Origin of the sequence: Variovorax sp. UC74_104 (assembly GCF_044055375.1) — a bacterium.
Lineage (GTDB): Bacteria > Pseudomonadota > Gammaproteobacteria > Burkholderiales > Burkholderiaceae_C > Variovorax.
Genome location: NZ_CP171978.1, coordinates 1,201,965 through 1,215,186, shown reverse-complemented (window position 1 = coordinate 1,215,186; position 13,222 = coordinate 1,201,965). Strand labels below are relative to the sequence as shown.

The window sequence follows — 13,222 nt, the reverse complement described above, 5'->3', positions numbered from 1 at the left end:
TATCATGTCCGGTTGCCCTCGGACGATCGCCTGCCTTGAATTCAAAAGCCACCGCACCCACCGCCCGCAGCACCCGCGCCGCCCGCACCACCAGCGGCGCAGCCGACGCGGAAAGCGCTCGCGACGCGGAACTCGAACGCAACACCTACCTCGGCGCAGTGCTGGCGCAGCAGCGCATCAGCATCCGCGGCGCGCGCACGCACAACCTGAAGAACGTCGATCTCGACATCCCGCGCAACAAGCTGGTGGTCATCACCGGTTTGTCGGGCTCGGGCAAGTCGAGCCTGGCCTTCGACACGCTGTATGCCGAAGGGCAGCGGCGCTACGTCGAGAGCCTCTCGGCCTATGCGCGGCAGTTCCTGCAGCTCATGGACAAGCCCGACGTCGACGTGATCGAGGGCCTCTCGCCCGCGATCAGCATCGAGCAGAAGGCCACCAGCCACAACCCGCGCTCCACCGTGGGCACGGTGACCGAGATCCACGACTACCTGCGCCTGCTCTACGCGCGCGCCGGCACGCCCTATCTGCCCCGAGCACCACCTGCCGCTGCAGGCGCAGACCGTGTCGCAAATGGTCGATGCGGTGCTGGCCATTCCCGACGAGCCGCGCCTGATGATCCTGGCGCCCGTGGCACGCGAGAAGAAGGGCGAGTTCGTCGAGCTCTTCGCCGAGATGCAGGCCGCCGGCTACGTGCGCTTCCGCGTCGACGGCCAGATCTACGAATACAACGACCTGCCCAAGCTCAAGAAGACCGAGAAGCACGACATCGACGTCGTCATCGACCGCCTTCGCGCGCGCCCCGACATGCAGCAGCGCCTGGCCGAGAGCTTCGAAGCCGCGCTGCGCCTGGCCGAAAGCCGCGCGATCGCGCTGGAGCTGGGAGCCGAGGGTGCTCCCGACAAGGAGCACCTGTTCAACGCCAAGTTCGCCTGCCCGATCTGCCACTACTCGCTGTCGGAGCTGGAGCCGCGCCTCTTTTCGTTCAACTCGCCCGTGGGCGCGTGCCCGACCTGCGACGGCCTTGGAAGCCGCGAGGTGTTCGATCCGGCGCGCGTAGTGGCCTTCCCCTCGCTGTCGCTGGCCAGCGGCGCCATCAAGGGCTGGGACCGCCGCAACGGCTACTACTTCAGCATGATCGAGAGCGTCGCCAAGCACTACAAGTTCGACGTCGACGCGCCCTTCGAATCGCTGCCGGCCTCGGTGCAGCAGGTGCTGCTGCACGGCTCGGCCGCCGAGGAGATCAAGTTCAACTACACCATGGAGTCGGGCAACTTCGCGGGCAAGAAGCTCACGAAGAAGCATCCCTTCGAGGGGATCATCCCGAACATGACGCGGCGCTACCGCGAGACCGACTCGGTGATGGTGCGAGAAGACCTCGCGCGCTTCCGCAACATGCAGCCCTGCCCCGACTGCGGCGGCTCGCGCCTTCGCCCCGAGGCACGCAACGTGTTCCTGGTCGACGAGAGCGCATCCGACAACGGCGCCGAGCGCCCGCGCATGGCGATCTTCGAGCTCAGCCGCCTCACGCTGCGCGACTCGCTCGGCTGGTTCGAAAAACTCAAGCTGCGCGGCGCCAAGGCCGAGATCGCCGACAAGGTGGTGCGCGAGATCGGCCTGCGCCTGAAGTTCCTGAACGACGTGGGCCTGAACTACCTGAGCCTGGACCGCAGCGCCGAGACGCTGTCGGGCGGCGAGGCGCAACGCATCCGGCTGGCCTCGCAGATCGGCTCCGGCCTCACCGGCGTGATGTACGTGCTCGACGAGCCCAGCATCGGCCTGCACCAGCGCGACAACGACCGGCTCATCGGCACGCTGAAGCACCTGCGCGACATCGGCAACAGCGTGATCGTGGTCGAGCACGACGAGGACATGATCCACGCCGCCGACCACGTGATCGACATGGGCCCCGGCGCCGGCGTGCACGGCGGCCGCGTGATGGCGCAGGGCACGTACGCCGAGGTTTCGTCCAACCCCGACTCGCTCACCGGCCAGTACCTCTCGGGCGCGCGCAAGATCGAGGTGCCGAAGCACCGCACCGCGTGGCTTCCATCGACGAAGCAGCCCGCCTTCCATGAAGGCAGGAAGCCCCCTCGCTTTCCGCCGAGCCCCGCCGCCGAGCGCCGCGCCGCGCGCGAGGCTGCGCACCTCGCCACGCAGACCGACCTGCAGGAGATCCGCGTGGTCGGCGCCACCGGCAACAACCTGAAGAACGTGAGCGTGGCCTTTCCCGTCGGCCTGCTGACCTGCGTGACGGGCGTGTCGGGCTCGGGCAAGTCCACGCTGGTGAACGACACGCTCTACAGCGCCGTCGCGCGCACGCTGTACCGCGCGCACGAAGAGCCCGCCGCGCACGAGTCGGTGGAAGGCATCGAGTACTTCGACAAGGTCATCAACGTCGACCAGAGCCCCATCGGCCGCACGCCGCGCAGCAACCCGGCCACCTACACGGGCCTGTTCACGCCCATCCGCGAGCTGATGGCCGAGACCAACACCGCGCGCGAGCGCGGCTACGGGCCGGGGCGCTTCAGCTTCAACGTGGCGGGCGGGCGCTGCGAGGCCTGCCAGGGCGACGGCGTGGTGAAGGTCGAGATGCACTTCCTGCCCGACGTGTACGTGCCCTGCGAGGTCTGCCACGGCCAGCGCTACAACCGCGAGACGCTCGAAGTGCTCTACAAGGGCAAGAACATCGCGCAGATCCTGGAGATGACCGTCGAGGCCGCGCACGATTTCCTGCGAGCCGTACCGACCATCGAACGCAAGCTGCGCACATTGCTCGACGTGGGCCTGAGCTACATCAAGCTGGGCCAGTCGGCCACCACGCTGTCCGGCGGCGAGGCGCAGCGCGTGAAGCTCGCGCTGGAACTCAGCAAGCGCGACACCGGCCGCACGCTCTACATCCTCGACGAGCCGACCACCGGCCTGCACTTCGCAGACATCGAGCTGCTGCTGAAGGTGCTGCACCAACTGCGCGACGCGGGCAACACCATCGTCGTCATCGAGCACAACCTCGACGTCATCAAGACCGCCGACTGGCTGATCGACATGGGCCCCGAAGGGGGTGCCGGCGGCGGCACGGTGGTGGGCCAGGGCACGCCCGAGGACATCGCGGCGAACGAGGCGAGCCATACGGGGCGGTATCTGAAGCGGCTGCTGGCGAGCTGATCGACGGGCGCATTCGCTCGCGTCCGATCGTCAATCCCCCAACAAGCCTCTCTGACCGTTCTCGAACCACGCTGAATCGAAGCCATCCGCCAACAGGATCGGCTTGACGACGCTGGTGCCGGCGTCGTTCAGCCTGCGCAAGTACTTCACAAGCGTTTGAGCGTCTTCCGTGAGGATGTGCGTCAGCGATTCGCAGATCGCCTGGGCGATCAGCTTGATGTCGTCCTTCACGGCGCTTCGGTCATCACCGCTATCCCGCTGCAGATCGCGCATGAGCAACCCGGCGGTCATTGCATGGTCGATGTTGAACGGAAGCACCTCGAAATTGCGCAGGGGCAGATCGGTCACCGCCTGCTTGACCTGGAACTCCGATGCCGCAATGGCCGAAAGGTAGAGCGGAACACCACGCTTCAAGGCTTCTCGCAAATAGCTGACCGCAGCTCGATGATGAGCACGGGCCGGATCAGCCAGGGAGATCAGGTAGCTCGTGTCGAGCAGGATCGCGCTCACTCCTTGCCTCCACGGAGTTCGTCGATCCATGCTCCAGCGTCAGGCACGTCGCGCCAGGCCTTGGCTCCTCGCTGGGTCAGGCGCTCGAGGTCCTTCTCGTTGAATCGGCTTTCGTGCTCGACGAACTCCAGCAGTCTTGCGCCTCGATACTCGCGCGTTCTGACGTTGTACTCGGCAACGATCCGAACCATGGCCGGTTTGTAGAGCCGATTGACCTTCTCGTCGCGCAGCATTTCACGCGCTGCATCGACAAGCAATATCTTGCCGTCCGGAAGACGAATATGGGCATTCGGTTTCGACTGTCCGCCCATGTCTTCGATCTCGCCACGCACATAGCGTTCGACACGCACCCACTGGTCGGCATCGTCGGCGTGAAAATCGGACTCGGCACTGATCACGATGGCAGCAGGCAGAAAACCCGCTCCGATGCTCACGCGCCAGCGACGGCCACCGCGCGCATTCTTCTGCCACCTCTCGATCACCGCGCGCCGCTTCGGACCGATGTCATCCATCTCCTGACTGTGAGCGAGCTTGCGCAGGTCGTTCAACAGAATTGGATTGGCTATGGGTGCCGTCCGGATGGCGAAAGAACCCTTCTTGATGGAAACATCGAGCGCACTTGTATCGATGTCGTTGCCATCGCCCCGGAGAAATTCGTCCACATCCTTCGCAAAGTTGCGGAGTATGGACAGGGGCATACGGTCGGGCGAGATTTCATATCCCGCCGACTCGTCATGCAACGCTATAAGCAACTCTTGCGCTTCCATCCGGGCATTTTAGGTTCCGAAGCCGTTTCCTCGTAGAGGTACTTGCGAGCATCGATCCATCGCAGGCACGAATGCACAGGCCGCGCCACAATCGCGCCCCATGCCTTCCTTCACCCCGCGCCAGTTCGTCATCCTCGTTCTCCTGACCCTCGCATGGGGCTTCAACTGGCCGGTGATGAAGCTCGGCGTGGCCGACTATCCGCCGCTGAGCTTTCGCGCGATCTCGATCTGGCTCGGCCTGCCGGTGCTGGCGCTCGCGCTGGTGTGGCTCAAGGTGCCGTTCCGCGTGCCGCGCAGCGCGTGGCCCGAGTTGCTGTGGCTGGGCGCCACCAACATGTTCGTCTGGCACGCCTGCATCATCCTCGCGGTGAAGGCGCTGTCGGGCGGGCGCGCGGCGATCCTGGGCTACACGATGCCGGTGTTCTCGGCCGTCATCGGCGCGCTGCTGTTCTCCGCCACGCTCACGCGGCGCGCCTGGCTGGGCGTGGGCGCCTGCGCGGTCGGCGTGGGGCTGCTGCTGTGGCACGAGCTCACGAACCTGTCGGGCCGGCCCGGCTACGTGGCGCTCGCGCTGGTCGCGGCAGCCACATGGGCGCTGGGCACGCAGCTGCTGCGCCACACGCGCATCGGCCTGCCGACGCTCACGCTCTCGTTCTGGATGACCGCGATGACGGCCGTGGTGATGACGGCGCTCTCTCTGCTCTTCGAGCGCGAGCAGCTCTACTGGCCGGGCCGCGTGGCATGGGGGTCGATCCTCTACAACGCGGTGCTGATCTTCGGCTTCGCGCATGCCGCGTGGTTCTACCTTGCGCGCGGCCTGCCGCCGATCGCATCGACGTTGAGCGTGATGTTCATCCCGGTGCTCGGCGTCTTCAGCGGCGCGGTGTGGCTCAGCGAGGCCGTGCACTGGCAGGACTGGGTGGCGGTGGCGCTGATGATGGTGTCCATCGCCTCGGTGCTCTGGCCCTCTAAGGTGGCCAGGGGCTGAACGCAGAACTTCAGGTCGTCGTCTGCACGTGCAGGCGGCTCGTCTTGCAGCGGTGCAGCGCGCGGTAGTGCTCCAGCGGCCGGCCGTTGGCGCCGTAGGCGATCGATTCGATGCGCAGCAGCGGCTCGGGCTGCGGCAGGTTGAGGAGGTCGCAGGTCTCGGCGTCGGGCAGCACGGCGTCGATCCAGCGTTCGGCGCGCACCAGGCGCAGGCCGTACTGGCGGCGCAGCACGTCGTAGAGCGAGCGGTCGTCCAGGCGCGTGCGGTGCAGGCCCGGCGCGAGGTCGGCGGGCACCACGGTTTCCACCAGCAGGCGCAGTTCGCCGTCGACGCTGCGCAGGCGCTTGAGCGCCACCACCTGCGTGTCGTCGGTCAGGCCGAGCGAGGCCGCTTCCTGCTCGGTGGGCGCGCGCAGTTCCTGCGTGAGGATCTGCGTGCGCACCGAGCGGCCCTTGCGTTCCATCTCGTCGGAGAAGCCGAGCACGGTGGAGACGAAGTCTTCGTCGCGCTCGCGGGCCGACACGAAGGCGCCGCGGCCCTTGATCTTGTAGATGAGGTTGTTGCGCACCAGGTCGGCCAGCGCCTCGCGCACCACGATGCGCGAGATGCCGAACTGCTCGCCCAGTTCGGCCTCGGACGGCAGCTTGGCGCCAATGGGCAGCACGCCCTGCAGGATCTGCATGCGAAGCGCGTCGCGGAACTGGGCCCACAGCGGGGACTCGGAGTCGCGGTCGAGCACGGTCGAAATTTCGGTCGGAGAGTTCACGTCGAAGCTTGGCCCAGGGCCTGAGGAGTCATCAATGATGCATCGAAAGATGCAGGCGCATCGGCGGCCACCGGCGAAAGCCGCACGCCGTGGCGCTCGCGCAGCGCGGTGGCGCAGGCGTGCAGCTCGGCATGCTGCTGCGCCGCGTCCCAGCCCAGCGCATCGGCCGCGATGCCCGCGATCTCGGCCAACGCGGCATCGGTGACGAGGCCGCGGATGGCCAGCAGCGTGCGCCGGATCACGAGATCGTCGAGGTGCACCACGCCGGTCTCGAGGCAGAGGTACGAAAGCTCGGCCACCGAATAGCCCGGCGCATGGCGCAGCGGCATGTCTCCGGACGCGGCGAGCCGCTGGGCCAGCGGCAGCGCCTTCGATCCGTAGCGCTTCAGCAGCACCTGCGCGCGCGTGCGGCTCATGCCCGATGCGGCGACCAGGCGATCGAGAAAACGCTCGACGGCCTGCGCATCCACCGGCAGCTCGGCACCGCCGCCTATCGGCAGCATGTCCGTCGACGCCGTGCGCGGACGGCCCAGCTGCTTCAGCACTTCGTTCGTGGCCTCCTCGGCGAGGGCGCGGAAGGTGGTCCACTTGCCGCCGACCAGGCCGACGACCGGAATGTCGCGCGTGGCGCTGGGCGGATCGAGCACCACCGAGTGGTCGCGCGATATCTGCCCCGGCTTGTCGGCATCGGAGCGCGCAAGGGGCCGCACGCCGACGTAGGTGTAGACCACGTCGCCGCGGCCGAAGCGCAGGTTGGGGAACACCTCGGCCAGCACTTCGAGCAGGTAGTCGACCTCCTCGGGCTCGGTCTCGATCCTGTCGGGATCGTCCACGGGGATGTCGGTGGAGCCCACCAGCACGCGGTCGAGGAAGGGATAGACGATGCACACGCGCCCGTCCACCGCCTCGAAGTAGGCCATGCGGCCCTGCAGCGCATCGCGCAGCGCGGGATGGTCGAGCACGAGGTGCGAGCCCTTGGTGCCCATCACGCGCGGGCCGGCGCCGCCGAGCACTGCCGTGCTGCGGTCCAGCCACGCGCCGCTGGCGTTGACCACGGTGTCGGCCGTCACGCGCACCAGCGCGCCGGTGATCTCGTCGCGCAGCGTGATGATGTTGCCCGCGCAGCCCATCACGCGGCAGTAGTTCGGCCGCGGCCGAGCGCGGCTGGTCGCGGCAGGCGTCGCCGATGAGTTCGAGGATGAGCCACTCGGGGTGGCTGATCCATGCGTCGAAGAAGGTGGCCGTCCAGCGCACCGCGGAGCGGAACAGGCTGCGGTCGCCCGGCGGCACGCGGCTGATGCGGTGGTTGGGCATCACGCGCTGGCGGCGGCCCAGCAGGTCGTACAGGCGAAGGCCCGCGGCCACCGCGAGCAGGCCGCGCGTTCGCTGCGGCGGCTTGCGGCCGAAGAACTTCAGCGCGCTGCTCATCAGCCCGCCGAAGAAGCTCGACAGCGGCACCACCGTCTTCAGCGGCTGCACCAGGTGCGGCGCGTTGCGCAGCAGCAGGTTGCGCTCGCGCGTGGCCTCGGCCACCAGCGAGAAGCTGCCGTTCTCCAGGTAGCGCAGGCCGCCGTGGATCATGCGCGAGGGCGCGCTGCTGGCGCCCGCGCTGAAGTCGCCCTTGTCGACGATGAGGCAATCGACGCGCTGCAGGCACAAGTCGCGGAACACGCCCACGCCGTTGATGCCGGCGCCGATGATGACGGTGGAGAAATGACGGTCGGCCAGCGATGCGGGGCGCACGAAGGGCAGTTGCCACGCGCTCATCGGGCACCTCCCGCCAGATGGGAAAACACAGGAGACATGGTGTCGATCAGTTCGTTGAAGCCGGCGTTGAAGTCGGCATGGGCGCGCGCCAGGGCGGCGTCGGGTTCCACGGTGTCGCAGGGCGCGAGCAGCGGGCTGCCCTGCTCCGCACGGTCGAAGCCCTGCGACATGGCGGCGTAGATGGCGGCGCCCCGCGCGCCGGTCTCGTCGTCGGCGCAGCGCTCGACCGGATGGCCGAGCAGGCCCGCGAGCAGGCGCACGAGGCGCGTGTCGCTCGCGCCGCCGCCGAGCACGGTGCATGCGGACACCGGCAGCCCGCAGGCCGCGAGCCGCGCGAGGTGGCGCGCATGCAGTGCCGCGACCGCATCGACCACCGCGCGCGCCATGTCACCGCGCGTGTGGTGGCTCTTGAGGCCGACGAAGCCCGCCGTCACGCCACCGCCGCCGTTCACGAAGGGCAGGAAGCGCAGGCCGCCTGCGCCCAGCGGCACCGACATCGCGAGGTCGACCACCGCGCGCGAATCGGGCAAGCCCAGCACACCGGCCAGCCACGCGATGTTGGCCATCGACGAGGGGCTGTTCTCCATGTAGAGCCGCTTGTCCTCGCGGCCGAAATTCACGACGGCGGCCACCGCGGGCTTGGGCTCGATCACCGGGCCGATGACGGCGTTGACGCACCAGGTGCCGAAGACCGACACCGCGCGCGAGCGCCCTTCGGCGCAGATCGCGGTCATCGAGGCGAGCAGGTCGATGGCGCCCATCGCCACCGGAATGCCCGCTGGCAGGCCGCACAGCGCGGCTTCGGAAGACCGCAGCCTGCCGACGAGTTCGCCGCTGCGCACCAGCGGACCGAAGACGTGCGGGCCGAGATCGGCGATGCCTGAAGCATCGAATGCCGCCTGCGACCACGTGCCCGTGGCGATCGACACCAGCCCCGCCGTGCTCGCGTCGCTGGCGTCGGTGGCGATCTCGCCCGTCAGCAGGAAGCCGAGGTAGTCCTTCGCGAACATCAGCCGGCGCACCGCACCGCGCTGCACGGCGTCGGTGCCCAGCAGCTCGGCGGCGATCACCGTGGGCTGGCCGGGCCAGGGCTGACAGCCCACGTCGGCGAAGAGCGCCGGGCCGTGGCCGAGCGCCAGGGAGCGGGCGCGCGCGTCGGCGCGCTGGTCGGTGGAGGCGACTGCCCGTCCGCCCACAAGCTCGTTGCGCGTGTCGAGCGCATACAGCCCCGCGCCGTGGCCGGTGCAGCCGATGGCGCGGACCTCCGACACGCGGTCTCCGAGTTGATGGGCGACGTCGCGCAGCACGTGGGTCAATGCCGCGCGGATGGCCGCGGCCCCCACTTCGCATCCCCCTCCGGGCAGCCGGTCGTGCGGCAATGGCATTCGTGACAGGGCGACGCTGCGGCCGTTCCCGGCTTCGAGGGCCAGGGCTTTCAGGCTGCTCGATCCCATGTCGATGCCGATCAGTATGTTTGGCTTCATGTCATAACAGCTTCGGCTGAATAAAAGCGGCCTGCCAGTAGCGTTTCCCCTAGTTATCCCTCCAAATGGCCAGCGCGTACATTCTATCCTGTCATAACAACTGATGTGACAAAGAGGTTCAGAGAGCTGCCCTGAAAAGCGGCATCCACAAGCTGTGCACCCAACGTGAGGAGACAAAGAATGAGGCGTAATTTCCTGAAGTCCGCCGCCGCAGCCGGCATCGGCCTGGCCGGCGCGAGCGCGTTCGCGCAGCAGCAGGCGGCTGCCCCCGCGGCCGGCGGCGGCCTGCGCGGCAACCCCAGCGACGTCTACGTGATGAACGTGATGGTGTCGGGGGTCGAGTACTGGTTTCCGGTCTACGAAATGATGAAGCAGCTCGGCCGCACGCTGGGCGTTCGCACCCGCTACACCGGCACGCCCGAGTACGACGTGAACAAGCAGCTCGCGTCCTTCGAGCAGGAGCTGGCGCGCAAGCCGGCCGGCATCCTGCTGCACCCGATGAACCCCGACCCGTTCATCGAGCCGATCAACCGCGCCGCGGCGATGGGCATCCCGGTCGTCACCTTCGCGGCCGACTCGCCCAACTCCAAGCGCACGTCCTTCGTCACTTCAGACAACGACCGCGAAGGCAACCAGGCGGCCGACGCCATCGCCGCATCGCTGGGCGGCAAGGGCGAATACGCGGTGCTGGAGAACCCCGGCCAGGACAACCACGACCGCCGCATCACGGCTTTCGTCAACCGCATGAAGGCCAAGCACCCGGGCATGAAGCTGGTCGGCCGCGCCGCCAGCAACCAGGACCCGAACAAGGCCTACCAGGCGGTGCTGAGTCTCGCGCAGGCCAACCCGAACCTGGGCGCCCTCTTCATGCCCGAGGCCAACTCGGCCCTCGGCGCGGCGCAGGCCAAGGTGGAGACCAAGAAGAACATCAAGGTGATGTGCTGCGACGTGAACGCCAAGATCCTCGACATGATCAAGTCGGGCGACGTGTTCGGCGCTATCAACCCCAACCAGGGCATGCAGGGCTACATGGGCATGATGATGCTGTTCCTGGCCAAGAACCCCGGGCTCATCGACCCGATGAACGACGCCAAGCGCAACGGCACGAACCCCATGTCGGTGCCCTTCCTGGACAACGGCCTGTCGGTGGTCAGCAAGGCCAACGCCGACGACTTCTACTGGGACAAGTACCTCGCCCGCCGCGGCACCAAGGGAATCGGCGAGTGAACGCAGTGAGCGCATTGCTCGAACTGCGCGGCATCAGCAAGCGCTTCGGCGCTTCGCGCGCGCTCACGGACGTGGACTTCTCGCTGCGCCGCGGCGAGATCCACGCCCTTTGCGGCGAGAACGGCGCGGGCAAGTCCACGCTGATGAACATCATCGACGGCATCCACCAGCCGGACGAGGGCACCATCTCGCTGGACGGCCAGGCGGTGGCCATCGACGGCCCCGCGCACGCGATGCGCCTGGGCATCGGCCTGGTCCACCAGGAGATCGCCCTGTGCGGCGACGCCACGGTGGCCGAGAACATCTTCATGCCCGAGATCAATGCCGGCAGGAGCGCGTGGATGAACTACGCGAGCCTGAACGAACGCGCCGCCAAGGTGCTGCGGCGGCTGGGGCAGGACATCGACCCCGCCGCGCTGGTGAAGGACCTGAGCATCTCCACGCAGCAGCTCATCGAGATCGCCAAGGCGCTCACGCTCGACTGCAAGGTACTGATCCTCGACGAGCCTACCGCCGCGCTCACCGACAACGAATCGGCCGCGCTCTTCAGGGTGCTGCACGACCTGAAGGCGCAGGGCATCGGCATCATCTACATCAGCCACCGCATGGCGGAGATCTTCGCGAACTGCGACAGCGTCACCGTGCTGCGCGACGGGCGCAACGTGCACACCGGCCCGCTGGCCGAGCTCGATGCCGACGGCCTGGTGCGCCGCATGGTCGGGCGCGACCTGGGCAACTACTACCCGCCCAAGCAGGAAGAGCCGGCATCGGGCGAACACGTGCTGGAAGTGACCGACATCGCCGACGGCGAGCGCGTGCACGGCGTGTCGTTCAGGCTGAAGCGCGGCGAGATCCTCGGCATCGCGGGCCTGATGGGCGCGGGCCGCAGCGAACTCGCGGAAACCATCTGCGGCCTGCGCACCGCGCGCGGCGGCAGCGTGCGGCTGCGCGGCAGGCCGCTCACGATCCGAAAGTACAGCGACGCGCTGCGCGAAGGCATTGCCTACCTCAGCGAGGACCGCAAGGCGGCGGGCGTGTACCTGGAGCTGCCGATCGCGCAGAACATAGCGTCGATGGCGCTCGCGCGCGTGAGTTCGCGCTTCGGCCTGCTGCAGCGCGCCGCCGAGCACAAGCTGGCCGTGAGCCTCGGCGCGCGGCTCAAGCTCAAGTCGGACGGCGTGGACATCGACGTGGCGAGCCTGTCGGGCGGCAACCAGCAGAAGGTGGCCATCGCCAAGCTGCTGGCCACCAACCCGTCGGTGCTGCTGATGGACGAACCCACGCGCGGCGTGGACGTGGGCGCCAAGTCGGAGATCCACCACATCCTGCGCGACCTGGCCAGCCAGGGCGTGGGCGTGATCGTGATCTCCTCGGAGCTGCCCGAGATCATCGGCCTGTGCGACCGCGCGCTGGTGATCCGCGACGGCAGGCTCGCCGGCGAGGTGCAGGACAAGGACATGACGGAAGAGGCCCTGCTGCGGCTGGCCTCGGGACTTTGCGAAGAGGAAGCGACAGCATGAATTACCCAGCACAACTCGATGCGGGGGCCGCCCCTGGCCTCCAGCCACGCCAGTCGGGAGGAGATCCCGGAAAACCCGCCAGCAGGCTCGCCAGCATGCGCGAGCTGGGCCTGTTGATCATCATCGCCGCGCTGTGCGTGGGCATGAGCTTCGCATCGCCCTACTTCCTCACCTGGGACAACGTGCGCGCGATGCTGCTGTCGTTCTCCATCGAGGGGATCGTGGTGGTCGGCATGACCATCCTGCTGATCGTCGGCGGCATCGACCTGTCGGTGGGCTCGGTGGTGTGCTTCGCGATGGTGGTCACCGGCAAGCTCTTCCTGATGGGCTTCGATCCGTGGACGGCGGGGCTCATCGCCATTGCGGCCAGCGCCATGATCGGCGCGATGATCGGCGGCTGCGTCACGCGCATCGGGCTGAATCATTTCATCGCCTCGCTGGCCTTCATGGTGATCGTGCGCGGCCTGTGTCTGGCGCTCACGCAGGGCACGCCGCAGTCGCTGTTCTCGCTGCCGGCCGAGTTCAAGTTCATCGGCCAGGGCACGCTCTTCGGCGTGCCGGCGGTGATCCTGATCTTCCTGGCGATCGTGGTGGTGAGCGACTTCGTGCTGCGCCGCTCCTCGCTGCTGCGCCGCGTGTTCTACACCGGCAGCAACGAGAAGGCAGCGCTCTACTCCGGCATTCGCGTGGGCCACGTCAAGTTCTGGGTCACGGTGCTGTGCGCCGCATCGGCCGGGCTCGCGGGCGTGATCTACACCGCGCGCTTCGGCGCCGCCACGCCCACCTTCGGCGTGGGCATGGAGCTCAACGTGATCGCCGCGGCGGTGATCGGCGGCGCCAGCCTCAAGGGCGGCTCGGGCACGGTGCTCGGCGCGGTGCTGGGCCTGGCGCTGCTGTCGGTGGTGACCAGCTCGCTGATCCTGCTGGACGTGTCGCCTTACTGGCAGGACGTGATCAAGGGCCTGATCCTGCTCGCGGCCGTGACCATCGACCACCTCATGAACACGAGAAAGACCAAGCGATGAGCAGCA

At 67.8% G+C, this 13,222-nt stretch carries 8 protein-coding genes and 2 pseudogenes; 5 read left to right on the top strand and 5 right to left on the bottom strand.

The window, feature by feature from the left end:
- The first annotated feature begins 4 nt into the window (after window positions 1-4).
- Window positions 5-3,162, top strand: a pseudogene (uvrA, locus tag ACHMXA_RS05830) (excinuclease ABC subunit UvrA).
- 30 nt (window positions 3,163-3,192) lie between these two features.
- On the opposite strand, the gene ACHMXA_RS05825 reads toward uvrA, so the two are convergent.
- Window positions 3,193-3,672, bottom strand: coding sequence for a type II toxin-antitoxin system VapC family toxin (locus tag ACHMXA_RS05825; protein WP_395319248.1), 480 nt, complete (start codon window positions 3,670-3,672; stop codon window positions 3,193-3,195).
- Complete coding sequence (locus ACHMXA_RS05820) at window positions 3,669-4,439, bottom strand: hypothetical protein (protein ID WP_395319246.1); 771 nt, start codon at window positions 4,437-4,439, stop codon at window positions 3,669-3,671. Before ACHMXA_RS05820 ends, ACHMXA_RS05825 begins: the two co-directional genes overlap by 4 nt.
- A 100-nt stretch (window positions 4,440-4,539) precedes the next feature.
- Between ACHMXA_RS05820 and ACHMXA_RS05815 the strand changes: the two genes are divergently transcribed.
- Entirely contained in the window at window positions 4,540-5,427 is an 888-nt protein-coding gene (locus ACHMXA_RS05815; RefSeq protein ID WP_395319244.1) for a DMT family transporter, read from the top strand.
- 10 nt (window positions 5,428-5,437) lie between these two features.
- Here ACHMXA_RS05815 and ACHMXA_RS05810 read toward each other — a convergent pair whose 3' ends face one another.
- The 3 genes and pseudogenes from ACHMXA_RS05810 to ACHMXA_RS05800 all read right to left on the bottom strand — a co-directional run bounded on the left by ACHMXA_RS05810 (window position 5,438) and on the right by ACHMXA_RS05800 (window position 9,444).
- On the bottom strand, window positions 5,438-6,193 hold the full coding sequence (locus tag ACHMXA_RS05810) for a GntR family transcriptional regulator (protein ID WP_019655526.1): 756 nt from the start codon (window positions 6,191-6,193) through the stop codon (window positions 5,438-5,440).
- Window positions 6,190-7,960: pseudogene (locus tag ACHMXA_RS05805) on the bottom strand (glycerol-3-phosphate dehydrogenase/oxidase). Before ACHMXA_RS05805 ends, ACHMXA_RS05810 begins: the two are co-directional and overlap by 4 nt.
- Window positions 7,957-9,444: an FGGY family carbohydrate kinase gene (locus ACHMXA_RS05800; RefSeq protein ID WP_395319242.1), complete on the bottom strand. Its 1,488-nt coding sequence runs from the start codon at window positions 9,442-9,444 to the stop codon at window positions 7,957-7,959. The pseudogene ACHMXA_RS05805 and the gene ACHMXA_RS05800 overlap by 4 nt, the downstream one beginning before the upstream one ends.
- A 180-nt stretch (window positions 9,445-9,624) precedes the next feature.
- Here ACHMXA_RS05800 and ACHMXA_RS05795 point away from each other — a divergent pair, with 180 nt between their 5' ends.
- Genes ACHMXA_RS05795 through ACHMXA_RS05785 form a run of 3 tightly spaced genes read left to right on the top strand, consistent with a single transcriptional unit; the run spans window position 9,625 to window position 13,216 of the window.
- Window positions 9,625-10,671 (top strand): substrate-binding domain-containing protein, encoded by a 1,047-nt coding sequence (locus ACHMXA_RS05795; RefSeq protein WP_176665860.1) that lies wholly within the window; start codon window positions 9,625-9,627, stop codon window positions 10,669-10,671.
- Window positions 10,668-12,191: a sugar ABC transporter ATP-binding protein gene (locus ACHMXA_RS05790; protein ID WP_395319239.1), complete on the top strand. Its 1,524-nt coding sequence runs from the start codon at window positions 10,668-10,670 to the stop codon at window positions 12,189-12,191. The genes ACHMXA_RS05795 and ACHMXA_RS05790 overlap by 4 nt, the downstream gene beginning before the upstream one ends.
- Window positions 12,188-13,216, top strand: a complete 1,029-nt coding sequence (locus ACHMXA_RS05785; protein WP_395319237.1) for an ABC transporter permease — start codon at window positions 12,188-12,190, stop codon at window positions 13,214-13,216. Before ACHMXA_RS05790 ends, ACHMXA_RS05785 begins: the two co-directional genes overlap by 4 nt.
- Window positions 13,217-13,222 lie beyond the last annotated feature (6 nt).

Coding starts and splice junctions, on each gene's coding strand:
- ACHMXA_RS05815 (WP_395319244.1), top strand. CDS start 4,540: ATGCCTTCCTTCACCCCGCGCCAGTTCGTCATCCTCGTTCTCCTGACC.
- ACHMXA_RS05795 (WP_176665860.1), top strand. CDS start 9,625: ATGAGGCGTAATTTCCTGAAGTCCGCCGCCGCAGCCGGCATCGGCCTG.
- ACHMXA_RS05800 (WP_395319242.1), bottom strand. CDS start 9,444: ATGAAGCCAAACATACTGATCGGCATCGACATGGGATCGAGCAGCCTG.
- ACHMXA_RS05820 (WP_395319246.1), bottom strand. CDS start 4,439: ATGGAAGCGCAAGAGTTGCTTATAGCGTTGCATGACGAGTCGGCGGGA.
- ACHMXA_RS05785 (WP_395319237.1), top strand. CDS start 12,188: ATGAATTACCCAGCACAACTCGATGCGGGGGCCGCCCCTGGCCTCCAG.